This is a genomic window from Facklamia sp. HMSC062C11 (genome assembly GCF_001810675.1).
Taxonomy (GTDB): domain Bacteria; phylum Bacillota; class Bacilli; order Lactobacillales; family Aerococcaceae; genus Facklamia; species Facklamia hominis.
Window position 1 is genome coordinate 2,069 of sequence record NZ_KV802412.1, and the last position, 25,882, is coordinate 27,950.

The 25,882-nt window shown below is 37.5% G+C and carries 19 protein-coding genes, 1 riboswitch and 1 other annotated feature; of the genes, 13 read left to right on the forward strand and 6 right to left on the reverse strand.

What is annotated here, in order from left to right; genetic code table 11:
* The first annotated feature begins 123 nt into the window (after positions 1–123).
* A complete protein-coding gene (locus HMPREF2758_RS07085; RefSeq protein ID WP_070609766.1) occupies positions 124–1,449 on the forward strand; it encodes a M18 family aminopeptidase in 1,326 nt (441 codons plus the stop codon).
* Positions 1,450–1,521: 72 nt separating this feature from the next.
* Here the strand turns inward: HMPREF2758_RS07085 and HMPREF2758_RS07090 are convergent, their stop codons facing one another.
* Positions 1,522–2,325: a hypothetical protein gene (locus HMPREF2758_RS07090; protein WP_070609767.1), complete on the reverse strand. Its 804-nt coding sequence runs from the start codon at positions 2,323–2,325 to the stop codon at positions 1,522–1,524.
* A gap of 178 nt (positions 2,326–2,503) precedes the next feature.
* A riboswitch (SMK box riboswitch) is annotated at positions 2,504–2,587 on the forward strand.
* Here HMPREF2758_RS07090 and metK point away from each other — a divergent pair.
* The 5 genes from metK (at position 2,585) to HMPREF2758_RS07115 (ending at position 7,576) form a co-directional block, all read left to right on the forward strand.
* Positions 2,585–3,772: a methionine adenosyltransferase gene (metK, locus tag HMPREF2758_RS07095; RefSeq protein WP_070609768.1), complete on the forward strand. Its 1,188-nt coding sequence runs from the start codon at positions 2,585–2,587 to the stop codon at positions 3,770–3,772. Its footprint overlaps the riboswitch before it by 3 nt.
* A 79-nt stretch (positions 3,773–3,851) precedes the next feature.
* Positions 3,852–3,977: a hypothetical protein gene (locus HMPREF2758_RS08875; RefSeq protein WP_006907303.1), complete on the forward strand. Its 126-nt coding sequence runs from the start codon at positions 3,852–3,854 to the stop codon at positions 3,975–3,977.
* Between the two features lie 45 nt (positions 3,978–4,022).
* On the forward strand, positions 4,023–5,210 hold the full coding sequence (locus HMPREF2758_RS07105; RefSeq protein WP_256388684.1) for an FAD-dependent oxidoreductase: 1,188 nt from the start codon (positions 4,023–4,025) through the stop codon (positions 5,208–5,210).
* Between the two features lie 156 nt (positions 5,211–5,366).
* Complete coding sequence (locus HMPREF2758_RS07110; RefSeq protein ID WP_016647537.1) at positions 5,367–6,545, forward strand: MalY/PatB family protein; 1,179 nt, start codon at positions 5,367–5,369, stop codon at positions 6,543–6,545.
* Positions 6,546–6,559: 14 nt separating this feature from the next.
* Positions 6,560–7,576, forward strand: coding sequence for a sulfurtransferase (locus HMPREF2758_RS07115; protein WP_016647538.1), 1,017 nt, complete (start codon positions 6,560–6,562; stop codon positions 7,574–7,576).
* A 178-nt stretch (positions 7,577–7,754) separates the two neighbouring features.
* Here HMPREF2758_RS07115 and HMPREF2758_RS07120 read toward each other — a convergent pair whose 3' ends face one another.
* Positions 7,755–8,327, reverse strand: a complete 573-nt coding sequence (locus tag HMPREF2758_RS07120) for a tRNA 5-(aminomethyl)-2-thiouridylate-methyltransferase MnmM (protein WP_070609769.1) — start codon at positions 8,325–8,327, stop codon at positions 7,755–7,757.
* Between the two features lie 190 nt (positions 8,328–8,517).
* Here HMPREF2758_RS07120 and HMPREF2758_RS07125 point away from each other — a divergent pair, with 190 nt between their 5' ends.
* The 4 genes from HMPREF2758_RS07125 to HMPREF2758_RS07140 all read left to right on the forward strand — a co-directional run bounded on the left by HMPREF2758_RS07125 (position 8,518) and on the right by HMPREF2758_RS07140 (position 16,920).
* On the forward strand, positions 8,518–10,218 hold the full coding sequence (locus tag HMPREF2758_RS07125; RefSeq protein WP_016647540.1) for a LysM peptidoglycan-binding domain-containing protein: 1,701 nt from the start codon (positions 8,518–8,520) through the stop codon (positions 10,216–10,218).
* Positions 10,218–10,428: a binding site (T-box leader), on the forward strand. (Overlaps the previous gene by 1 nt.)
* Positions 10,429–10,490: 62 nt before the next feature.
* The gene (leuS, locus tag HMPREF2758_RS07130) at positions 10,491–12,911 is read left to right on the forward strand and encodes a leucine--tRNA ligase (RefSeq protein ID WP_070609770.1); all 2,421 of its coding nucleotides are present in this window, start codon (positions 10,491–10,493) and stop codon (positions 12,909–12,911) included.
* Positions 12,912–12,976: 65 nt separating this feature from the next.
* Entirely contained in the window at positions 12,977–16,207 is a 3,231-nt protein-coding gene (locus tag HMPREF2758_RS07135) for a polysaccharide biosynthesis protein (protein WP_070609771.1), read from the forward strand.
* A complete protein-coding gene (locus tag HMPREF2758_RS07140) occupies positions 16,207–16,920 on the forward strand; it encodes a pseudouridine synthase (RefSeq protein WP_040444681.1) in 714 nt (237 codons plus the stop codon). Before HMPREF2758_RS07135 ends, HMPREF2758_RS07140 begins: the two co-directional genes overlap by 1 nt.
* A gap of 61 nt (positions 16,921–16,981) precedes the next feature.
* Here the strand turns inward: HMPREF2758_RS07140 and HMPREF2758_RS07145 are convergent, their stop codons facing one another.
* The 4 genes from HMPREF2758_RS07145 to HMPREF2758_RS07160 all read right to left on the reverse strand — a co-directional run bounded on the left by HMPREF2758_RS07145 (position 16,982) and on the right by HMPREF2758_RS07160 (position 22,147).
* Positions 16,982–18,691, reverse strand: a complete 1,710-nt coding sequence (locus HMPREF2758_RS07145) for an ABC transporter permease (RefSeq protein ID WP_070609772.1) — start codon at positions 18,689–18,691, stop codon at positions 16,982–16,984.
* 1 nt (position 18,692) lies between these two features.
* Positions 18,693–19,715 (reverse strand): ABC transporter ATP-binding protein, encoded by a 1,023-nt coding sequence (locus tag HMPREF2758_RS07150; protein ID WP_006907314.1) that lies wholly within the window; start codon positions 19,713–19,715, stop codon positions 18,693–18,695.
* A 74-nt stretch (positions 19,716–19,789) separates the two neighbouring features.
* The gene (locus tag HMPREF2758_RS07155; RefSeq protein ID WP_006907315.1) at positions 19,790–20,848 is read right to left on the reverse strand and encodes an extracellular solute-binding protein; all 1,059 of its coding nucleotides are present in this window, start codon (positions 20,846–20,848) and stop codon (positions 19,790–19,792) included.
* Between the two features lie 57 nt (positions 20,849–20,905).
* A complete protein-coding gene (locus HMPREF2758_RS07160) occupies positions 20,906–22,147 on the reverse strand; it encodes a glycosyltransferase family 4 protein (RefSeq protein ID WP_006907316.1) in 1,242 nt (413 codons plus the stop codon).
* 278 nt (positions 22,148–22,425) lie between these two features.
* On the opposite strand from HMPREF2758_RS07160, the gene grdA reads away from it, so the two are divergent.
* The 3 genes from grdA (at position 22,426) to grdD (ending at position 25,750) form a co-directional block, all read left to right on the forward strand.
* Positions 22,426–22,902: a glycine/sarcosine/betaine reductase complex selenoprotein A gene (gene grdA, locus HMPREF2758_RS07170; RefSeq protein WP_081580732.1), complete on the forward strand. Its 477-nt coding sequence runs from the start codon at positions 22,426–22,428 to the stop codon at positions 22,900–22,902.
* Positions 22,903–23,029: 127 nt separating this feature from the next.
* Positions 23,030–24,580 carry a glycine/sarcosine/betaine reductase complex component C subunit beta gene (gene grdC / locus HMPREF2758_RS07175; RefSeq protein WP_070609773.1) on the forward strand — a complete coding sequence of 517 codons (1,551 nt, stop codon included), beginning with the start codon at positions 23,030–23,032 and terminating at the stop codon, positions 24,578–24,580.
* A gap of 15 nt (positions 24,581–24,595) precedes the next feature.
* Complete coding sequence (gene grdD / locus HMPREF2758_RS07180) at positions 24,596–25,750, forward strand: glycine/sarcosine/betaine reductase complex component C subunit alpha (RefSeq protein WP_006907320.1); 1,155 nt, start codon at positions 24,596–24,598, stop codon at positions 25,748–25,750.
* Positions 25,751–25,882: the final 132 nt, after the last annotated feature.

Here is a 25,882-nt window from a genome sequence, read left to right on the forward strand (position 1 = left end):
ATGTCGGGAGTTCGATTCTCCTCACCCGCTTAATGTTTTTAAGCCCTTTAGGGCTTTTTTATTTTGTTCTAGATTGTTTATGATATAATCTAATGACTAGATCAATAATGGAGGAAGTTTATTATGGATTATTTGAGTATTTCAAAAAAATTAGTCAATTTTATTCAAAAATCTCCTAGTATGTTTCATACTTGTTCAACTATTTCAGAAAAATTAGATCAGAATGGCTTTATATGCTTAGATGAAGGTCATGTTTGGGATCTTAAGCAAGGCGGTAAGTATTATACGACAAGAAATGGGTCATCACTTATTGCTTTTACGATTGGAGAAGATTTGGAAGATTATCACTTTCAGATTACTGCTTCACACAGTGATTCGCCTACCTTTAAAATTAAAACTGTACCTACCTTAGAAGGACCTGACCAATACATTCGTTTGAACGTAGAAGGTTATGGGGGAATGATTGACTCAACCTGGTTTGACCGTCCTTTAGGGATTGCTGGTCGTGTGCTTGTTAAGGATCATGATAAAATTTCGTCTAGATTATTACATATTGAGAAAGATGTGCTAATTATCCCAAATGTAGCGATTCATTTGAATCGGACCATTAATTCTGGCTATGATTATAATCGTCAAGTTGATCTTTGCCCTCTTTTTTCATCAGGAAAGTTGAAGGTCAGTGATTTTAATCAAATGATTGCGGATAGTTTAAATGTAGATCCTGATGCCATTGTTAGTCAAGATTTGTTTATTGTCAATCATCAAGCACCTTCTATTTGGGGGTGGGCGGATGAATTTGTTTCTTCTCCAAAATTAGATGACTTACAATGTGCTTTTGCATCATTGGAAGCTTTGATTCGTTCAAATAATCGTAAAACAATTAATGTATATGCTTGCTTTGACAATGAGGAAGTAGGATCGAATACTAAACAAGGTGCTATGTCTACCTTCTTATATGACTGTTTGAGAAGGATTAATTTTGGACTCGGCTATAGTGAAGAAGCATATTATCAAGCTATTTCAAAATCCTTCTTGGTATCATGTGATAATGGTCATGCAGTCCATCCTAATCATAGTGAATTAACGGATGATCTTAATCGCAGTTATATGAATAAGGGAATCGTTATTAAGGAAGCAGCTAATCAAAAATATACAACTGACGCTTTCTCTCAAGCTGTTTTTAAATTGATTTGTGAGAATGCATCGGTACCGATTCAACATTTTGCCAACCGATCAAATATGCAAGGGGGCTCGACACTTGGTAATTTATCTAATACACAAGTGAGTGTTCATGCTATAGATATTGGTTTAGCCCAGTTAGCGATGCATTCTTCTTACGAAACTGCAGGAGTGAAAGATACTCTTTACGCTATTCAAGCATTACTAGAATTTTATGATTCCCTGATTACTATTCATTCATCAAATGATTTTATGATTACTAGAGGTTAACGATCCTATAATAAAAAGCTGATCACTTATGGTTAATATCATAAGTGATCAGCTTTTGTGTTCTATGAAACTTTAAAATATATATGCAATTAAATATAGTAAGTTAAAGCAAAGCATCATACTGGCATTAAAATTGATCTTATTTTGAATCTTATCCATGGTTTTGACCGAAATAAGATTTGGTATGGATACAAGGGGCACAAAGGTTAACATGAATATTTGCCCTAGCAGATATGAATGGGTGGGTAGACTAAAGTATATTCCTAGAAGCAGTGCAATTAGCATCATTGCAAAAGCTATTTTTTTTATATTTTGGCTAAGGATTTTAAATTTGGGAAGAGTTGGCAAGGTATTTTTAAGGTCATTAGTGATTAGATTAGATGCCATACAATAGATAACAATTGGAATAAGATCCAGTAAGAATTTATTGCTCAATTGATGACTTTGAGAATAGTATGCAACGATATTTAAAATGAACCCGTTAAAAAATGTACTTAAAAAAATGTAATTAAATGTTCCTACTAAATAGAAGGGATAGTACTGTAAAAAGATAAATAGTAGATATAGGATAATCAGTATGGATATAGCCCAATGTTGTGTAAGAACAAATACGAGTGCTAGGATAATGCAAATAACGAGGCAGGCATAATAAATACTCATAGGAGTCTGTTTTTGATTGGCAGCAATGTATCGCTGATATTGAAAATGCTCGATGAGCTGAGTGAATATGACGAGACCATATAGTGCAGCAGCAATTAAGAAATTAGGTGTTTTTGTGACCTGAAATCCCAGAATCAGACCGAATATAACGGAAGCTAAAGGACTAATAAATATTTTTACTATGGGATGCTGCAAGTAAGAGATAAATTGTTTCATGGCCGTTTCCTTCTTTTAATTGATTTAGATTTTAAAAATAGGATAGTATCCTTCTGTATTGTATAAAGTGTACCGTTTAATGGCTTTGTCTGCAAGCGAATTCGCAATTTTAATAGAAAGATTTGAATGATCCTTAAAAAATTTAATCGCATTTATTCCTAGCTTCATGGTATAATTCTACTGTTACAATTCAATTCCCGATGGGGTTCATTTTTAAATGAATATGCCTTGTAACCAATTCTTTAAATGGGGGAAAAATATGGTAGAAAAGAATTTATTTACATCAGAATCTGTGACTGAAGGACATCCGGACAAAATAGCTGATCAGATATCTGATGCAATATTAGATGCAATTTTAGAACAAGATCCATTAGCTCGTGTTGCGTGTGAAACAGCTGTTAATACAGGTTTAGTGGTAGTTTTTGGAGAAATTACGACTTCAGCTTATGTTGATATTCAAAAAATTGTTCGTGACAAAGTGAAATCGATTGGCTATGATCGAGGAAAATACGGTTTTGATGCTGAAAATCTGGCAGTTTTAGTTTCAATTGATGAGCAATCACCCGATATTGCCTTAGGTGTGGATCATTCTTTAGAAAGTAAGGAAGGTTTAGCGGATCAAGCTGATAATGGAGCTGGTGATCAAGGCCTAATGTTTGGTTTTGCATGTGATGAAACGCCTGAACTTATGCCACTTCCTATTGCATTAGCACATCGTTTGGCAAAACGCTTGACTCAAGTGAGAAAAGAAGGGCTATTAGATTATTTAAGACCTGACGGTAAGACTCAGGTAACCATTGAATATAATGATGCAGGTATTCCTGAGCGAGTGGATACAGTTGTAGTATCTAGCCAACATAGTGAAGAAATATCATTGGACCAATTGCGTCAGGATATTCATCAGCAAGTAATCTTACAGACGATTCCTCAACAATTAATGGATGAACAAACTAAAATATATATTAATCCTACAGGCCGTTTTACGATTGGGGGACCTAAGGGGGACTCTGGATTAACAGGTCGTAAAATTATCGTAGATACTTATGGGGGATATAGTCGACATGGTGGGGGTGCTTTTTCTGGTAAGGATGCAACCAAAGTTGATCGCTCAGCATCTTATGCTGCTAGATATATTGCAAAAAATTTAGTTGCAGCAGGCATTGCTAAAAAGATCGAAATTCAATTGGCTTATGCGATTGGTGTTGCCCAACCGGTTTCCGTATCGGTGAATACTTTTGCTAGCTCTGAGTACTCTAATCATCAGATTGAAGCAGCTATTCGTGAGCTCTTCCAGTTAACGCCAAGTGGTATTATTAAGATGCTTGAACTAAGACAGCCTATTTATAGTCAAACCGCAGCTTATGGACACTTTGGCCGACAAGAACCGGGATTTACTTGGGAGAGGTTAGATAAGGTTGAAGCCATTCAAGCTTATTTTAAAGATTAGTTTTCTTTATTAATTGCTTCCTTTTATTTGATATGCTAATATAATAATTAGAATAATTATCATTTTAGGAGGTAATACCATGAAATATGCAGTGGTTGGAACTTCTCATTTTGGTTATGAAGCAGTTCAAACTTTATTAAAACAAGATCCAAATGCTGAAATTCATTTATACGAGGCGGGAGCTGAGTCTTCCTTTATGGGGTGAGGAGCTCAATCCTACCTGGAAGGTATTTCTAAAAGTTTAGATGAAATTCATTTTGCTAATAATGCTTCTTATAGTAGTCAAGGAATCCAGATGCATTCGTCGAGCCAAGTTATAGCACTGGACCCAGATAAGAAGGAGTTGACCGTCAAAACTGATCATGGTGAAGAAAAACATGATTATGATAAATTGTTATTAAGCCCAGGGGGCTATGCACCTAAACCGCCTTTTGAAGGGATTGATCTTCATAATGTTGATACTTTCAGAGGGCCTGAGGATACTGCTGCCTTCAAAGCTGGTATGGCTGATACCAAACATTTAGTAGTTATCGGCTCAGGATATATTGGTATCGAAGTGGCAACCGCCTATGCTCAAGCAGGTATTGATGTATTGGTGATTGATCAACAAGAACGTGTTTTACCAAGCTATCTATGTAACCCAATGGCTGAACGCCTAGAAAAATATTTATTAGATAAAGGCATTCGTTTCAAAGGAAATGAGACGGTTAAGCAATTAAAGGGGAAAGTGGGAAGTGTATCTGCAGTTGTGACCGATCAGGGAGAGTATCCAGCTGACCGCGTGTTAGTTGCAGTTGGTGTAAAACCTGGAACTGATTGGTTAAAAGATATATTATCGATGGATGATCGAGGATTTATTCTAGTGGATGACTTTTTACAAACATCAGCTAAGGATGTTTATGCAGGGGGAGATGCTACCTATGTCCCATATGCACCAACAGGTAAATCAGCTTCTGTAGCTTTAGCAACGATCGCTCGGCGTCAGGGGATCGTGGCTGCTTTGAATGCGGTAGGGAAACAAGTTAAAATGCCACCTGTTTCTGGGACCTCTGCTTTAAAGGTATTTGACTATACATTGGTGTCGACCGGTTTATCTCATAGTAATCTAGATACATATGATGGCGTCGTTGAATCTAAATATGTTGAAGAACGTGTTTATCCTGATTTTATGCGTAAAGAAGGTTCGGTCTATATGAATATTCTTTTCGATAGGGAAACTCATGTTATTCTTGGAGGACAGCTAATGTCTACATTTGATGTTGCAGATTCTATCAATGTGCTTTCAAGTTTGATTAACGCCGGCTATACCTTGGAGCAATTAGCATTACTTGATTTCTTCTTCCAACCTAATTATGATCGACCTTGGCATTATCTCAATGTATTAGCGATAGAAGCTCTAGGAAATACTGTAGGTGGAGCTGATAAGTTATTGTTTTAATCAAGAGAATAAAAGATTGATCTTAGATAAATAGGGGATGATTTGCTTCATCCCCTATTTTTTATTTATAGAATAGTTAGCAGCAAGTCATTGAAGAAAACGCTTGAATTGTGTATGATAAGATTGTTTAGTAATAAACCAAGGAGGCTATTTAGAATGAAGTATGACTTTCAAACGCTTGTAGACCGAACGGAACAAGGATCTAAAAAGTGGCTATTGATGCGGGAAGAAAAGGCACCGATTGCTGATGGAGTGGCGCCACTCTCAGTTGCAGATCTAGACTTTCCTATGGCTCCAGAATTGATTGAAGGTTTAAAGAAAGAGTTAGATCATTTTATTATGGGCTATACGGTACCGACAAAACGGTATTATCAAGCTGTTCAAAAATGGATGAAAGAACAGCATAACTGGGAGATTGATCCAGAATGGTTGGTGACCGCCCCAGGAGTGGTTCCTGCAATTTCTGTTTTTATTCAAGCATTTACCAATGAGGGTGACGGGGTTATTATTTTTGAACCAGTTTATAATCCTTTTAGAGTGAGTATTGAAAAAAATAACCGAAAAGTAGAAAGTGTGGATTTGATTAATTGTGAAGGTTATTACACGATTGATTTTAAAAAGTTCGAGAAAGTAGCAGCTCAAAGTCATACTAAGGCTTTGATTTTCTGTAGTCCTCATAATCCAGTAGGGCGAGTTTGGCACCAAGATGAATTAGAAAAATTAGCCGAAATCTGTGCAAAATACGAGATTACAATCTTTTGTGATGAGATTCATTCGGATCTCACTCATTCTGACTATCTACATATTCCATTTGAAAAGGTTTCAAAAACTGCTGCTGAAAATGTGGTTTTGGCAACAGCACCATCGAAGACTTTTAATATTGCAGGTTTAATGACTTCTAATATTTTTATTCCAAATCCAAAGATGCGAGAAACTTATCGTAATATGGCTGAAAAGCTCAATCTATTAACCGTTCCTGCATTGGGGATACTTGCATGTCAAATCGCTTATGAGGATTGTGCAGACTGGAAAAAAGAGTTCGTATCTTTAATTGAATCTAATTATCATTTAGCTAAGTCTATGCTTGAAGAAGCCCTCCCACAAGTTATTGTCACTAAAATGGAAGCCTCCTATCTTTTATGGCTAGATTTATCTAGCTTTAATTTGGATGAAGCAAGTTTGAATGCTTTGTTACATGAATACGATCTATTTGTGACTAATGGTCAAGTGTTTAGCCAACATTGTAATAACTTTATTCGGATTCACTTGGCTTTACCACAAGAAGTAGTAGAATCTTCAATAAATCGTTTGATTAACGCTTTGAAGTCAATTTAAGGGGGATTTTACTTATGGCGTCAGAACATGAGGCTTTAATGGCTAGCAATTATCAAATTGAACAAGCTGGTATTGAATCACGTTTAATGGGAGATCATGAACCACTTTCGCCAGACCATTTTTTCATCAGTGCTCATACATTAAAAAAAGCGTTAGATCAAAAAATGGATTCGTTAATAGTTTTAGATGTGACGCGCGGTAAAGGTAATTATCAGCTTGATCAAACTAGAGTAGCCAGCGACTATGCTAAAGGACATATTCCTGGTGCGACTCACTTTAACACGGATGAACTAGGTGAATTTAAAGATTACTTACTCGAACCCGATTTATTAAAAGAACGATTTTTGGCTAAGGGTATCACCAAAGATACATTTTTAGTGGTATATTCGATTTATGCTCGCGATATTCTATATATTGCCTCGCGTGTGGCATTTGCTGCTTATTATCTAGGTGTTGATCAGGTAAAAATTCTTGATGGAGGCTTACAAGCATGGCAAAGAGCTGGATTCGAATTGGAATATGGTGAAAAATCGGATAAATCAGCTCAGGATTTTGGCTGTGATGTACCAAAAAGACCTGAAATTTATATCAAAAGGCCAGAAGATTTATTAAACTATCGAGAAGAACACCCTAAAGCAATATTAGCCTCAGTTCGGACTTGGAAGGAATACTTGGGTGTTAATGAGGGGCACGCTTGGAACAAAGGAGTTGGAGAAATTGCAGGTGCGCGATATTTGGGAGATGAACGTTTAGCAAATATACAGGGTTATATTGCTAATTCAGATGTTTATCAGCCTCAATGGGAACAATGGGGTTTAACCAGAGATCAGGAAATTGTTTTATATTGTGGAACCTCATGGCGATCTTCAACAGCCTTTTTTGTGATGAAGCAGTTAGGTTATAAGCACTTAGCCATGTTTGACGGATCGTGGTTTAAATGGTATCAAGCTCATTTAGAAAACCCAAAACGATTCCCCATTCAGCGTGGAAATCCGATGGGACAGCCACCGCTTGAATTTATTGATTTTTAGATCAGTACAGAAGTAAATTTAATGATATAAACATTTCTAGAGGCTAGGATCAAGGAATCCTAGCCTCTGTAATTTTGATAGGCGATTCGTCTTTTTGAGGCTCTGATGTTTTTGTGATCCTATGAATTAAAATAATCAACGATAGACTCAGTTTATAGAAGGCAGTATTTATAGCTACTTATTTTCTTTTTTCAATGATGATGAGACAGGGGGGATTGTTTTTTTGATTAAGATAATCAGTATAAGCAATGTGAAAGATTTCCTGTGACCAAGTACTTAATTGATCTAAAAGAAAAATTTTTTCATCAGCACCCTGCCTATGTCCAGAATAAATAACTAGAATAATTTGGCCTTTTGGAACTAATCGAGCAGCTATCTGTTGAATGGCACGATAGGTTGAATCATAGTGGGTAGTTATCTGGTGGTTTCCACCGGGAAGGTAACCCAGATTAAAAATTGCGCCGTGAAAATAGGGAAATTTATCTTTATCTAATTTTTGATTAAGTAAATCGTGACTAGCATGGAATAGTAGATACTGGTGAGTTGCAAAAGATTCCAGGCGCTTTTTGCTTTGCGTGATAGCCGCTTCTTGGATATCAAAACCAACGACTAATCCCTTAAATTGATGGTGGGAAAGGATATAATGGCTATCATGACCATTTCCCAGTGTACCGTCTATAAATACCCCTCTAGGGAAGCGTTCTATTAATTGGTCGAGATGGTCATGGCTGAGGGATAGGGCATTCTTCATTGGTATTCTCCTTTGCTGTTTATACCATTATACGTTAGTAAAGCGGTGCTTTAAAGTTCGAATCGTTTAATATTTCAAAAAGATTACATATGTTAAGCTTCGAATAAATGTCCTTATATCACTCCCCATCCCAAGTTAAAAGCGATATAATAACTGTTGAGTCATCAGACTGAATTTTGGAGGTAAAAGCATGATACAACAGCGTAATCATAGAATGCGCCAAATGCAAAAAGCAAAACGACGCAGACAATATAAGAAAATGCTAACGCAAGCGAATGCTGCGATTGTTTTATTTTCGACTTGCTCTGTTTTAGATCAAGTGAAGACTTACTCTGGTATAGTCCATGCCCAAGAGTCAACCAGTCGTACGACACCGGTTCAATTTATTCGAAATATTGCAAATTCTGCTAAACAAATTGCCGGTCGCAATAATTTGTATGCATCTGTAATGATTGCTCAAGCAGGACTTGAGTCTGGTTGGGGTAATTCGACCTTAGCCAAAGCACCAAATTATAATCTTTTTGGTATCAAGGGTTCTTTTAATGGTCAATCCGCTGAAATGAACACCTTAGAAGATGATGGTACCGGTGAGTATTATCAGATCAAAGATAAGTTTAGACGTTATAACTCTTATCATGATTCTTTATTGGATTATGCCAAAGTGTTAACTGGGGAAAATTCCACATGGAGAAAAAACTTTTATTCAGGCGCCTTGAAGTCAAATACGACTTCTTATAAGGACGCCACCCAGCATTTAACAGGACGCTATGCAACGGATACGCGTTATGGTAGCAAATTAAATAGTATTATTGAAACTTATAATTTAACACAATATGATACTCCTGGATCCTTGCTAACAAGACCAGCACAATCAAGTGTTCCAACGGTTCCTACTCAATCGAAGACCCGCTCGGAACTAACAAGCAATAGTGGATCTACATATACAGTACAACCAGGAGATGGCTTCTACCGTATAGCTCAAGCGAATGGAGTGTCTGTTAACGACTTATTAGCGGCGAATGGTTTAAGTTTGAACTCAATGATTCATCCAAATCAACAATTAGTTATCCCTAACGGCGGTGGATCGACTGTAGCATCTACTTCACAAACATCAAATACTGTGAATACAAGTGTGGAAAAATCAACAACAACTCATAGTGTAAGACCAAGTGTAGCAAGTAAGCCGACTAACGCATCATCGGCAACTTACACCGTACAACCAGGAGACGGCTTCTATCGGATTGCACAAGTTAATGGAGTATCTGTGACAGCTTTACTGGCCGCAAATGGTTTAACGTTGAATTCATTAATTCATCCAAATCAAAGCTTAATTATACCTGGATCAACGAGTCAATCTAACTCTAATAAAACGGTAAGTAACCGCTCGGTTAGTCAAGTAGCACCTGCCACAAGCTCGTCTTCGATGAGTACCAGTGCATCTTCAAATAAGGGATCATTGCCTTCTGTTCCTTCACAAACAACTCAAGGTAATTATACGATTCAAGCAGGAGATTCTTTATATCGCATTGCTATCAATAATGGAATGACGCTTAATCAATTGCTTCAAGCCAATGGCATTTCGCTCAATACACCGATCTTCCCTGGGCAAAAATTGTATGTTCAAGCTCGATCAATGGCTCCAACTGTTGCCCAATCAACAACGGTTAGTGCCAATGTAACCGTCTCGACAAGCAATCAATCTATTAATAATTCAGTGCAAGCGCAAACGTTTCAAGCACCAACCAACCAGACAAGCGCAGGAATTAGTCATGTTGTACAAGCGGGGGATAGTTTATATGCTATTGCCAAACAATATGGTCTAGATGTGAATGAGTTGATTGCTAAGAATAAGGGCATGATGATTCATCCAGGTCAGGTATTAAATTTTTAATCAATAAATAATAAGAACTAGTAGGTCGTCTTTATTTTATAGAGAGCTCATGTTAGGTGGAAATGAGTAAATAAGTTCGATTGAACTCATCTTAAATTTGCTTAAGCCAAGCTCATTTGAGTGTGTAACTTAAGACGCTAGCAGCGTTATTGCTTTGAGGAAGCTATTTGCTTTAAAAACTAGGTGGTACCGCGCTATAGCGCCCTATAAGGTCCTTGAGGGACTTTGTAGGGCGTTTTTATTATTATAAATAATTTTTTAGGAGGATTTATATGACATATAATCATCACACTATCGAAAAAAAATGGCAAGAATATTGGGACCAACATCACACATTTAAAACATTAGATCGACCTGGTCACAAAAAGTATTATGTTTTAGACATGTTCCCTTATCCATCAGGTCAAGGTCTTCACGTTGGACACCCGGAAGGATACACGGCAACCGACATTATGGCAAGGATGAAACGCGCTCAAGGATATGATGTGCTGCATCCAATGGGCTGGGATGCTTTTGGCCTACCTGCTGAACAGTACGCTCTAGATACGGGTCATGATCCAGCGGAGTTTACTAAGAAGAACGTGGCTAATTTTAAACGCCAAATTAAATCTTTGGGCTTCTCTTACGATTGGGATCGAGAAATATCCACCACAGATCCTAATTATTACAAGTGGACCCAGTGGATTTTTACGAAGCTTTATGAAAAAGGACTCGCTTATGAAGCGGATATCATGGTTAATTGGTGTGAAGCTTTGGGAACCGTTCTTGCAAATGAAGAGGTTATTGATGGGGTTTCGGAACGAGGTGGTCACCCCGTTGTTCGTCGTCCGATGAAGCAGTGGGTATTAAAAATTACGGCTTATGCTCAAAGACTATTAGATGACCTTGAAGAACTTGATTGGCCAGAATCTGTTAAAGAAATGCAACGTAATTGGATTGGTCGTTCCGAAGGAGCTATTATTGATTTCAGACTCAAAGATTTTGATGAGAATCTTCAAGTATACACCACCAGACCCGACACTTTATTTGGTTTATCCTACTTGGTGTTAGCTCCAGAGCATGATCTTGTTGCTAAAATTACTCAATCAGATCATCAAGAAGAAGTTGACCAATATGTTCAATCCGCAGCCACTAAGTCTGATCTTGATCGGACACAGTTAGCCAAGGAAAAAACGGGGGTCTTCACAGGTGCCTATGCTGTGCATCCTGTCACTGGACAAGAGGTACCTGTTTGGATTGGAGATTATGTCTTAAATTCATATGGTACTGGTGCTGTGATGGCTGTCCCAGCGCATGATGAGCGTGATTATGAATTCGCTAAAAAATATCATTTGCCTGTGAAGGAAGTTATTGAATCTGAAGAAGGAATTGCTAATCAAGCCTTTGTGGGCGATGGTATTCATATTAATTCAGAGTTTCTAAATGGTTTAAATAATAACCAAGCCATCAATAAAATGATCGATTGGTTAGAAGAAAATCATAAGGGAGAAAGACAAGTAAACTTTAGATTGCGTGATTGGATCTTTTCACGTCAAAGATATTGGGGAGAGCCTATTCCGGTTATACACTGGGAAGATCAAACAACGACCATTGTCCCTGAAGATCAACTGCCAGTGATATTACCTAAGACTGATAAAATTCGTAGTTCAGGTACCGGAGAGTCTCCATTAGCTAATTTGACAGATTGGTTAGAGGTAGTGGATCCTAAGACCGGCCTTAAAGGACGACGAGAAACAAACACGATGCCCCAATGGGCAGGGTCCTCTTGGTACTTCTTGCGTTATATGGATCCTCATAATGACCAAGCCATTGCATCGAAGGAAGCCTTAGATAAGTGGCAAAATGTGGATCTCTATATAGGGGGGGCAGAGCATGCCGTCTTGCATTTATTATATGCTCGTTTCTGGCATAAGTTTTTATATGATTTAGGCATTGTCCCAACTAAGGAACCTTTCCAAAAGCTATTTAATCAAGGGATGATTTTAGGTGAAAATAATGAAAAGATGTCAAAATCTAAGGGGAACGTTGTAAATCCAGATGACGTGGTTAATGAGTTTGGAGCAGATACACTTAGAGTGTATGAAATGTTCATGGGTCCACTTGATGCTTCAACCGCTTGGTCAGAAAATGGCCTAGAAGGATCACGCAGGTTCTTGGAAAGAGTTTGGCGCTTATATGTGGATGAAGAAAGACAGCATATTAAAGATAGTATTCAAACAACGGACAATCAGAATTTGACACAAGTTTATCATCAAACCGTTGAAAAAGTGACAAATGATTATGACAACTTACATTTCAATACAGCAATTTCTCAAATGATGATCTTTTTAAATGCTGTAAGAAATGAGACGATCTTTCCAAAGGAATATGCTGAAGGCTTCTTAAAGTTATTAGCACCGATTGCTCCTCACTTATGTGAAGAAATTTGGCAAATGATGGGGAACGAGCAGTCTATTTCCTTAGCAGAGTGGCCAAGTTATGATCCAGAATTAACAGTCGATGATCAAGTAGAGATTGTTGTTCAGATTAACGGTAAAGTGAAAGCAAAAATAATGATCGAAAAGGATTTAGCGGTTAAACAAATGGAAGAAAATGCTTTGAATCATGATCTTATTCAAAAGGAACTCGCTGACAAGACCATCAAGAAGGTCATCGCAATCCCTAACCGGTTGGTTAATATTGTTGCTAATTAGCTTTAAGTTGAGTCCCTAGGACCAATTTATTATAATAAAGAAAAGTATGTAAAGAGGTGTTAAGCGTGACTGAAGGTCAAAACAATGAAAATAGTAACGAGAATCAAAATTTGAAGGACTCGTACTTAAACCCCAAATACGATCGCTATGCCACAATTGAATTTACTTCAGAGGATTTAAAACGAATCAGACGTCCTAATCCACAACCCTTAGATCAAGATTATTTTTCACATGATTGGGAGGAAGAGACAAAGAAGGAGCAAGATGGTCACTTTGATGAGAGTTCTATGGTTTCTCAGGAAGATTCATCTTCTTCGTTAATGGAAGAACAATACCATAAATATTTTTCCCAAAAATCAAGTGAAACTTCTTGTCACGATGAAGAATCTGACCACCTTACATTTCAAGAGGAAGAGGCTAAAGAGGTATCTAAATCAAATGATGAGGAACATAATCTAGAAGCAAGGGAAGAGAAAGACCTAGTAGCTCTTGCTAATGAATTAGAAGACTCCCTTGAACTGGATATTGATGATGAGCTATATCAGCGACATCATTTTGAGGAAAATGATGTGAGTGATTCCACAGATCAAAATCCGTTTGAATATCAGTCGATAACAAGTCAGTTAAGAGAAGAAAGTATCCAGCATCGTCAGCAGCATAACCAACCTGGATTCTTTCAAAAATTGCTTCAGACCATTTTCATTCGGCGTGAAGAAATGAATGATGGTGAGGACTACGATGACTGGGAAGAGGATAGTCTATCGTGGGAAGTTGAAGGCGAAGATCCGGTACTGTTGGATCAGGAATCGGAGAAAGAAGCGACTGATTCTAAGACGGAAGATGTTCAAGAATCTGTTGATTCTAATAGGGAGCAGTTAGACGACTCAATGGTCACTGGTTCGGAAAGCGACGAAGAGTTGGTTTCAGAGAATGAAAAAAAAGAAGAAACTGAAGAAATTAATTCAGATCAGATTATAGTTAATGAAAATTCTCTAGAAGATGAAGTAGATAAGGTCCCTGCGGAATTATCAACGAGTGAGGAAGGGATTGAATTGAAGGTCCCTACCGATTCTGAGATTTATTTAGCAGATGAATCATCAGAGTTAGATAATCAGATGTATAGTGATGAGGATTTAGAGCGGATTGCAAAAGATTTACCCGATTTTTCTGAAATCGAAGATGACTTACCGAAGACGACTTTAGCTGAAAAATTAAAAGCCCGTCTTTACCAGGAAATGGATCAATTGCGCTTTAAGTCTCAGGAAGCACTTGTAAAAGCGAAAGATAAGATCGAAGAAATACCTATTTTTTCGGATGATAAAGAAGAGATTAAATCCAATAAGTACCATTCCTCTAAACAAATTCCTCTTGATAATCCTTCAAAAGAGATGGAATTTCGAGAAGAAGTTATCAACGAAGTCGAAGATGTAGAAGATTCTGACGAATCCGAGCCTGAAATTCTTTTGACTCAGGAAGAAATGAATCTTGAACATCCAGAGGAAGTCTCTTCTTTGATGCCTGATCAAAGTGATAACCAATCCGACGCGTATGATTTAGCTGAAAAAGTATCGCAAGCCACAGCTTCTTATCAAGAGCCGCTCCTATCGGATCAAATTCTTGACGAAGGTTTGTCGATGACTGAAGTGAATCAATTTGAGGAACATTCAGACCAAGAAGATAGTCGTCGTTTTGTTTCTGGTGTTACCTGGATGACATTTGGAAAGATGTTTTCGCGAATTATCGGAGCGCTTTACGTCATCCCCTGGGCGACCTGGTTAGGTCAAGATTATACTCATGCGAATGCCTTGTATGCGGTAGGTTATACGCCTTATGCCTTCTTTTTAGCGATCGCAACAGCAGGTTTTCCTGGGGCTGTGGCTAAGCAAATTGCTTATTATAATTCCAAAAAAGAATTTAAAGTATCGGATCAAATTTTTAAATATGCATTGATCATTATGCTGATTTCAGGGATACTCGCTTCGGCTATTTTCTTCTTTGCAGCTCCTGCGCTTGCAGGCCATTCATCAACCGATGATCCTAAAGCGGCTGTGATAGTGATTCGTTCTTTAGCTCCCGCCTTGTTAATCTTGCCGACAATGTCTTTAATTCGGGGCTATTTCCAAGGATTTAATAATCTGGCTCCTTTCGCTTTATCAGAGGTTATCGAGCAGATTATTCGGGTTTGTTATTTATTAGTTGCTACCTTCCTTATAACGCAGACTTATCATGGATCTGTGACGTCAGCAGTTGCTCATTCGACTTTTGCAGCCTTTGTGGGAGCACTTGTTGCATTGATGTACCTACTCTTTAAGTATTGGCGTCATCAACCTACAATGGAAAAATTAAAGGCTGTTTCTAAAGATCAAGTTCAGGTCGACTTCCAAGAAAGTATGGTTTTGATAATTAAAGACTCTATTCCATTTATTTTACTTGGATCTGGAATTATTCTGGCTCAGATTGTGGATACCTACACCTTCAAACAAATTCTTGTTCGTACCAGCATTTTATTAAATAGTGAGATCTCACAATTATTTGGTGCAATGAATCTGGATGTTAATAAACTGGTTATGATCGTTGTTTCTTTAGCGGTTGCTATGGCATCATCAACGATCCCAGCCGTTTCTGCTAAGTATGCTAAGGGCGACGTAAATAAGACCGGTGAATTGGTTAAGAATATTGTTCTGGTCTTTAGTTTTGTGATGTTACCTGCTTCTGTAGGAATGGCCATGGTTGCTGATAATTTATACCCATTTTTCTATCCAACAGGGATTGAACAAGGGCCAAGTCTATTGGTCACAGGATCCTTTATGGCGATCGCTTTAGGAGCTTATACAGTTTTAGCGACAATTTTACAGTCGATGAATTACCGCCGTTATGCGGTATCCATGTTGTTTATTGGGATTTTAATTAAGTTGATCTTACAGTTCCCAATGGTGGCTTTGTTCCAAGCTAATGGAGCCATGTCAGCGACAGCTATTGCCTTTACGGTTACATCAATTACCATGTGGATGAAGATCTGGCGAATTATTAAAATTCGTGATCGGTATTTTGTGGGAGATTTAATACGTATCGTGATAGCAACCCTTGTAATGGCTATCGGGGCTAAGGGGTGGAACCGAGCCTTGAATGCTTTGATGGATCCGGTAGGTCGTGGATTGACTTTCTTGCAAATTTTGATTGTAGTAATTATGGCAATTATTATATATGCATCGATTATGGCGTTATTTGGCATGTTATCTATCGTCATTGGTGATTATCGATCTGATTTACAAAAAAGGATGACTTTTCACAAATGATGCGTTTAGATAAATTTTTAAGTCATCAAGGATATGGGAGTCGTAAAGACGTAAAAAAAATTCTGGCACAAGGTAAGGTGAGTGTCAATGATCAAGTCATTAAACAAGCGAAATTTCAAGTGGATCCGATAAAGGATCAAGTAAAATTGAATAGTAAGATAATTGATTATCAAAAATATGTCTATTACTTACTCAATAAGCCAGCTGGCTTTATATCAGCTACAGAAGATCAAAGTTATCAAACAGTTATCGATTTGATTCGAGAAGAAGACCAGCGGCCGGGACTATTTCCGGTTGGTCGGTTAGATATTGATACAACAGGTCTTCTTTTGATCACTAATGACGGTCAATTGGGACACCGACTTACTTCACCTAAGCATCAAGTGGACAAAGTTTATGAAGCGGTCATAGAAGGGATTGCTGATCAAAATACGGTGGATTTATTTGGTCAGGGCCTTGATCTGGGTGATTTTGTGACACGACCAGCTTACTTGAATGTTATATCTATTGATGAGCTTCAAGATATGAGTCATGTTCAAGTGACAATCCATGAAGGAAAATTTCATCAAGTAAAACGGATGTTTAAGGCTTGTGATTTAGAAGTATTAAAGTTAAAGCGCCTTTGTATGGGGCCTTTATATTTGGAAGAGTCGCTTCTTGAAGGTACTTACCGTAAATTGACTGATCAGGAGATACAACAGTTAGATCAATGATAATGGGTGGACTATAAAAGAAAAGAAGATTGTGTTTTATTAGACACAATCTTCTTTTTTATTAATTAATTTTATTTTTTCTATCTGAAGAACCATAAATAAAATATAAAGCGGCTCCTTTAATTCCCATTAAGACAACTGAGTATACAGCATTAATTGCTTGAGCATCAATATTGGTATCTGGGTTTGCATTTTGTCGAATTTCGATCCCTAAAGTAGGATTAGACGGTTGATAGAGGAAAACGGATAAGTCATAATCATCAATTAACTGATTAAACTGAATGGCAATCAGAGCTAAAATAGTGGGGAGGAGAATAGGTAGTAACACCTTAATAAATGTTCGAATCTTTGAGGCTCCAAGCAGTTGAGAAGCTTCTTCTAATTGTGGACTTAATCCAAAATAAGCCGCCTTAATATATCGCAGACTATTTGGTAAGGAAATAACAAGATAAGCTAATGGAAGAATCCACCAAGATCCAATCACACTACGCCCCAACAATAGACGGCTTGGCTGATCATAGGCCATGAGATAACCCAAGGCAAGCATGAGTGAAGGAACTAACCAGGGAATATAAAAACTATATTCAAGAATATTTGCCTTCCAATCATGCTTTGATTTTTGTAAGATTCGACCTACTAGCGTGATTAATAGTACAGCACCCACTGCAGCAATCGCAGAATAACAAATGGATGTTATGATAGGTTGGAGGTGGTCCAATCGGCTGAAAACTTTATAGTAATTTGCCAAAGTTAAGTGATTGAGTGAGAGCGTTGACTGCCTTAATGCGGCACCTTGGGTAAAAGAGGCAACAATAATGGCTGCAAAAGGAAGTAAGAATAAAGCAGCTAAGGCGTATGCTAATGTATGAATCAAAGCATTTAACCAAGGAAGATTAATTTTTTGTTTATGTAATTTTGCTTGTGTTTTTGAGACTGATAGGAAGTTTGACTTTCTTTCATTACGGGTAATCAAAAAGAGCAGTAGAATTTGACATAAACCTAAAAACACAGATAAAACAGCTGCGATATCACGGGAACGTGGTCGATTAGCAAAAGTCAAGATTAAAGGTGAGATCGTTTGAAAATCCTTCCCACCAACCATAACGGGAGCTGAAAAGGCACCAAGCCCAGTTTGGAAGGTCATGATAATAAGGGTTAGCATCACGGGAAGGATCGTAGGCAAAGCAACTTTTCTTAGGACTTGCATTGGATTAGACCCTAGTAAACGAGCCGCTTCTAAGAGATGAAAATCGATTGAGCGAATGGCATTTCTTAAGAATAGCATATGAATATGTGTACAGCCTAAGGTCATAATAAAAAGCACAGGTCCAAATCCTTCAAACCAATAGATATTCATCTTGGGAAAGATTAGTGCTAATAATTGGGTGATAAAGCCATTTTTTCCATAGACAAGTAAGTAACCAAAGTTCATGACCATACCACCCATTAATAGGGTCGTCATATAAATCAATCTTAAAAGATTTGCTCCCTTGATCTCAAAGTAGTCAGTCACTAAGACCATGAATAGGCCTAAAATATTGCAGCTAAATGTCAGACAAACTGCTAATAAGAATGAATTTCGAATAGATTGCATCGCTCGTTGGGATTTGAATACTTTTTCAACAGCGCGAAGATTAAGTGCCCCTTGAGGCCATAAACTGGTTTGAATGACTGAGAAAATGGGATTGATGATGACAGCCAATATAAACCAAGCCAGAATGATATAAAAAAGCCATTTGATGGTTTTTTGGAGGATATTTGTTCGAGACATTTTATTCCTCCTCTTTGGTGTAAGTTAAAAGTTGCTTTGGATTAAAGTAAATTTGAATGGAATCCCCCATTTGATAATGTGGCTCTTGTTGATTGAGGATTATAAAATAGATAACCTGGTTTTTAACTTTGATACCATATAAGAATTGGGATCCATGAAAGCTTCGATGACAAATTGTCCCACTAATTAGTATATCTTCATTACTTTGACGTTGATCATGCAGGGCTTCATAACGAATATACGTCTTTTTTTGAGAGTCTAGTTGATAAGAATTGTCTTGATTTAAGTGTTCCATTGTTTCACTTTCAAATTGGTTAACACGTCCGATAAAATTGCAGACAAATTCATTAGCAGAATGATTATATAGTTCAATGGGATCCGCTATTTGTTCAATATGCCCCTGGTTAAAGACCGCAATTCTATCTGAAAGCTCTAAGGCTTCTTCTTGATCATGAGTAACATATATAGCCGTTAAATTTGTTTTGGCCTGGATTTGCTTTAACTCCACTCTTAATTGTTGACGCAATTTAGCGTCAAGATTGGAAAGGGGTTCGTCAAAGAGAATCAATTGTGGTTCTTTAATGAGAGTTCGAGCAATGGCAACCCGTTGCTGTTGTCCTCCAGATAGTTGGGAAACATTTTTTACTAAATCTTCTGGGGATAAGTCAACAATGGCTGCTTGTTGGTAGACTTTTTCTTGAATGGTCTTTTCTGGAAGACGGTCTACTCTTAGACCATAGGCTATATTGTCAAAAACGGTCATGGTAGGGAATAGAGCATAAGATTGAAAGACCATACCAATTTTCCGTTTTTCAGCTGGAAGAGGGGTAATGTCTTGTCCGTTGATAAAGATCTTTCCTTGGCTAGGTTGAGTTAAGCCTGCGATAGCCCTTAGTGTTGTTGTTTTACCACAACCTGAAGGTCCAAGAAAGGTAAAGAATTCTCCCTTGTTTATTTTTAAATTAACTTGGTCTACAGCGACAAAATCATCATATTTAATTTGAACATTTTGTAATTCGATCATGATATTCTCCTTAAAAAAAAGAGACTGTGGGCTTAGGCCACAGCCTCTTCATTTATCTATATAGTGTTTGTTATTTACGGCATATAGTCGAGTTCAAGCTTTTCAACCCAGGCATCTACATTATCACGATAAAGGTCCCAATCGACATTCATTGATGTTACTTGATCGATAAGGGATTTCATTGTTTCATTAAGGCCATCTTTAGCTCCAGATGTTAAGGGAATAAAGCCGAATTCTTCAGCTAATGTCTTTTGAACCTCATCGGAACCAAACCAATTAACAAATTCTTCTGCATTGGCATAGTCATTATCTTCGCCTTTATCTAGAATTCCGATTTGTTCACGCATTGTAAATACACCGTATTCAGGATTGATTGGTTTAACATTAAGCTCCGGATCTTTATCCATAGCCGTTGCAGTACCAGAAGCATGGAAATAATCAAAGAGTAAGTCTCCATCTTTGATGAGTTGCCAATGATCTTCATCTTCTCTTGTTTGATAACCATTTTCTATGAATTTAGCGACTTTATCCCAACCTTCTTCTGAAATTCCAAGTTCTCCGTTTTCATCGGGGTATTGCATTAAAATGGATAAAATAATTTTTTGGTGGGTTGATCCTCCAAGGTTTTCTGGAATACGGTATTTTCCAGAAAGGGCAGGATCTTCACCTAATTCTTCTAATCGTTTAGGAACCTGGTCTTCAGTTACATTATCTGGATTATATAGTCCGAAGATATAGGATTCTGCAAAAGGATAAAAGGCTTTTGCACCTAGAATAGCTTCACTGTCAATCTCGTTAGCCCAAACAGGTTCAAAGTCGTGAAGTTTTACTTCATCTTGAAGGTTTAACCAGTTGGCTTCATCAAGGCCAATGACTACATCAGCTTGAGGGTCGGCCTTTTCAGCTAAAACACGATTGTAGATATCTCCAGAACCAGCGACCACAACTTCTAATTCAAAACCAGCTTCTTTAGCTAATTCTTCTACTTTTGCTAAACGACTTTCATCATTTAATGTGTTAGAGTAGACCACGACTTTCTTTGTATCTTCTGCAAAGACGGGAGAAAATTGAGTACTAATGAGACTTGCAAAAGATAAAACAGCTGTACTTGCCATTAATAATTTTTTATTCATGGGAACTTCCTTTCATTTATTAGTTAATTTAAGGATAACATACTTTCAATATTATGCCTATCTATAAGAAAGAATTTCTTCTAGGACTTTGGCTTCTTTTTGAACGAGCTGAGGCCAGGAAAATGCTTGAATTGCTTCCCAAGTAGATGATGCAATAGGGTTGTTTGATTGAACCCGTTGGATCTGCTTTTCAATGGCTAATTGGAGTTGTTGATTAAATTGTGGTAAATCTGCCTCAACGGGTTGGTCTTGGTTAATTAATTGAGGAAGTGGAACATATTCAATCATACCTGTTGAATTTAGAGAGGACTCTAAAAGACCATGCAGGGCAGGCAATTGACTGACAACTGTTCTTAATCCACAGGCCATCGCTTCTAATACAATGGTTGGCAAACCTTCGTAGAAAGAAGGGAGAATAAAGATATCAGCTTGTCGCATAAAATCAGCTAGATCTTCCTGGAGAGGCATTGGATCATATTGAAAGAAACCTTCAATATCACCGGAACAAGCGAGTTCATGTAATTGTGATTTGGCGGCCTTTTCTCCCATGCCTATCATATGAAGTTCAATTTGGGGATATTTTTTTTTAAGGGATGGGTAGATTTGAGCTAGCTGGAAGACTCCTTTGGAATGGACCAATTTACCCGCATAAATTAGTTTAATTGGATCCTGTTGAGAGTGTGTCTTTTTTTTATGTGTATAAAATATCTCTGGATTATAGCCATTACCCATAACTTTTATTTTTTTAGGATCAATCTGATAAACTTCTTGAATATCTGCCATATTTTCATAGGAAAGGGCAAATACAGCTGATAAACTAGATAAGTCTGGCACATAGCGATCTTTAAGATGTGGGAAACGTTTGGCTTGACGGATGTCGGTTGAATGGCTGATTGCTATTACAGGACAGTCTGAAAATATATCTAAAGTAATTTGGCATAAATACCAAAGATGGTGACAAATTACTAAATCAGGCTTAAATGTCTTTTTAGCATCATTCAATTGTTTCTTAAAAGCGTTGGACCAAATGGTTATTTGGCTTTCAGTCATTTCAGAATATATCGTATTTGGATAAGGCATGACATCAGACATTCCAGCAATTGGAAAGGGAATATCCTCACTTAAAAATTGAACAGGAAAAACAAAATCCTTTTGAATATCATGGTTAAATGGCTCCTGGATGGCGTAAACAAGTGCATTTTGATGGCCCAATTCAGTTAGAGAATGAACGAGGTTACGGTAGTAAACTCCTGAACCCGTTCTTTCTGGAAGTTGGGCGATAACATGTAGAATTTTCAATGAATCACTCCTTTTTTATATTTAACATGTATTATAAAGATTTCTAAATAAAATGAAAACGCCTACCAAGCAAACTTGTGATTTATTAGTAAAACAAATAAATGAAATAACCTTGACACAGAGCGGTTTTCAAACAAAGAAAATAATGAAAACGTTAAAATAAAAGTTATTTATAAAAACATTTGACATTTTCAAAGTTTGATCATATAATAACAAGTGTAGTAGTGATAATGTTGTAAGCGAAATGTTTTATTTCAATATTTTTAGGAGGTAAATGTATGTCATTTTTTGATAACAAAAAGTTTCTTATCATTGGTGACCGGGACGGTATTCCTGGACAAGCCATTGAAGCATGTTTAGAAGGTAAACCAGTAGAGGTTCTCTTCTCATCTACAGAATGTTTCGTTTGAACGGCCGCAGGTGCCATGGATTTGGAAAACCAACGTCGTATCAAAGAAGCCGCTGAAAAATATGGTGCAGAGAATCTAGTCGTAATCTTAGGTGGTGCCGAAGCTGAATCTGCAGGACTTGCTGCTGAAACAGTAACTAATGGTGACCCAACTTATGCTGGTCCATTAACTGCTACTCCATTGGGATTAGCTGTTTACCATGCAACTGAACCAGAATTTAAAGAATATGCAGATCCAGACATTTATGACGAACAAGTCGGAATGATGGAAATGGTATTAGATGTAGATTCAATCGCCGAAGAAATGAAATCAATTCGCGATCAATTTTCTAAATACACAGCATAATATTTAATATGCCTCAAAAGACAGCACCTAGGTGCTGTCTTTTCATATATGACGCATCACTTGCTATTTAAGGCGATCTGTGAAATAATAGAGGTACAAAATCTTATAAGTAAAAGGAGAAATGTTAATGACTTTTCCAGTTATCAAAGCTGCTGCTTATACGCTAGCTCACGTTCCAAATATGTTGGTGCATAATGGTTCAACTCAAACGACAGAAAAGGTAACCAATCCTGATTCTGAGTATCTTAAGAACTTAAGCTCACATTTACGTTCTTATGAAGAAGTTTGTGGCGATCCTGCTAACCAAGCATATATCAATAATCTACATTATTCTGAATTAAAGAAGATTGAAGAACCACGCTATAATAAGTTAGTAGAAGCTAAACGCTATTCAAAACGTGGCGAAATTATGCCTGAATTAGAATTTTATGGTGTTTTATCAATTGTTGACGTTTTTGACTTAGTTTACTTAGAAGAGAAATTTACAGAACAAGTAAAAGAAGCCTTGTCCCAAAATGATATGTTCAAAGATGATGTTAACAAGATCCATAAAGTTGAAACATCTGAATGGATTCAAGATCAAGTTGATAACAATGGCGCAGAAGGTATCTACTATCAAGGAAACCTTGTTGGTTTAGTAGAACGTGCCCATGATATCGACCCTAACTTGTCTGCTCATACTATGTTAGAAAACTTAGTTAATAAAGCTTCTGGTGTGATTACCTTACGTCACTTATTACGTGACTCAGGAGATATCAATGCTGAAGATATTGAGTACGTCATTGAGTGCTCAGAAGAAGCTATTGGTGATGTTAACCAACGTGGTGGTGGTAACATGGCTAAGGCGATTGCTGAACAATGTGGTTTAGCAAATGCCTCTGGAGCAGATATTCGTGCATTCTGTGGTGCACCTTCTCACTCATTAATCACAGCAGCATCATTAGTCCAAGCTGGTACTTATAAGGCAGTCGCTGTAGTTGCTGGGGGATCTACTGCTAAATTAGGTATGAACGGTAAGTCTCACTATGAAAAAGATATGCCATTATTAGAAGATTGCGTTGCAGGTATGGCTTTCTTAGTTACTCAAAATGATGGTAAGAGCCCAGTTATTCGTACAGATTTTGCTGGACGCCACACGGTGTCTTCAGGTTCATCTCCACAAGCAGTTATGACAGCTTTAGTAGGTGACCCACTTGATAAAGCTGGTTTAGGTGTTCCAGATGTTGATGTATATTCTGTTGAAATGCAAAACCCAGATATTACCAAGCCAGCGGGAGCAGGGGATGTTCCAACAGCTAACTTGAAGATGATTGCTGCTGTTGGGGTATTACGTAAAGAAATCGAACGTAAAGAATTACCTAACTTCGTTTCTGAAAAGGGTGTACCTGGATGGGCTCCAACTCAAGGTCATATTCCTTCTGGTGTTCCTTACTTAGGATTTGCTGTGGATGATATGACAAGCGATTCAGATGTTAACCGTGCAATGATCGTTGGTAAAGGATCATTATTCTTAGGTCGTATGACAAACTTGTTCGACGGTGTATCCGTAATTATCGAACGTAACAGTGGAGAAGTTGAAACAGCTGGATCTTCTGACTTGAAAGAAACTGTGAAGTCTGAAGTTGCTAAGGCATTACGCCAATTCGCTGAAAACTTCTCAGGTTCAGAAGAAGAATAGGAGTGAAGCGAACGCATGACTAACCAAGTAAATCAAGCAATTAAAGATGTTTTCAATGAACTAGCTCATACTCTAGAGAGTGGACAAGTAGGCCCATCTATTAAAATTGGTTTGACAATTAATGGCTCTGAATTAGGCTTTGATGTGATGCGTGAAGCAGCTGCTATTGCCAAAGCAGAAGGATTATTCGAAGTCGTATTAATCGGTGAAAGCCAAGATTGGACTAGCGATTACGAACATTATGAAGCTAATAATGAACAGGAAGTAGAAACTACTCTTGATAAGTTATTGGAAGATGGAACGATTGATGGGGCTGTGACATTACATCATACTTTCCCAATCGGTGTTTCTACTGTAGGACGCGTGATTACTCCTGCCTTAGGTAAAGAAGTGTTCATTGCAACTACTACTGGAACAACAGCAACTGTTCGTGCAGAAGCGATGGTTTTAAATGCAATCAATGGTATTGCTGTAGCTAAAGCAAAAGGAATTGAAAATCCAACTGTTGGTATTGTTAATGTTGATTCAGCACACACTGTTGAGAGAGCATTAAACCAATTAAAAGATAAAGGATATCATATTACTTTTGGTCAATCTGCACGTGCTGATGGTGGTGTAGCTTTACGTGGTAATGACCTGCTCCTTGGATCGACTGATGTTATGGTTTGTGATTCATTAACGGGTAATATTTTAATGAAATTATTTGGATCCTATACATCTGGTGGAACTTATGAAACGACAGGTTTTGGATATGGACCAGGGGTTGGCGATGGTTACGATCGAATTATTAACATCGTTTCTCGTGCTTCAGGTGCACCAGTTATTGCCAACGCTCTAAAATATGCTTATCAAATGGCTAAAGGAAAATTAGTAGAAGTAGCAAAGGCTGAATATCAATCTGCTAAACATGCTGGTCTTAAAGATGTTGTTGAAGGTTTACAACCAAAAGCAGCAGCTGTTGAAGAAGAAGTTAAAGCTCCGGAAAAAGAGATTGTTACTTCTTCCTTATCAGGAATTGATGTATTAGACTTAGAAGATGCTGTTAAGGCACTTTGGAAAGCTGGCATTTATGCTGAATCCGGTATGGGTTGCTCAGGTCCAATTGTTATGGTATCTGATGCTAATGCTGAAAAAGCAAAAGAAGTCGTTACTGAAGCTGGCTATATGTAGAATACCTTAAGTGTTAATTTAAGCCCAACCCTTGGTTGGGCTTTTTTGTATGCACTTGTTAAATGCAAACTTTTAAAAAGTATTTAATTTAATTTAATTTAATTTATAATTTTTTTAAAGGTCTATAAATGG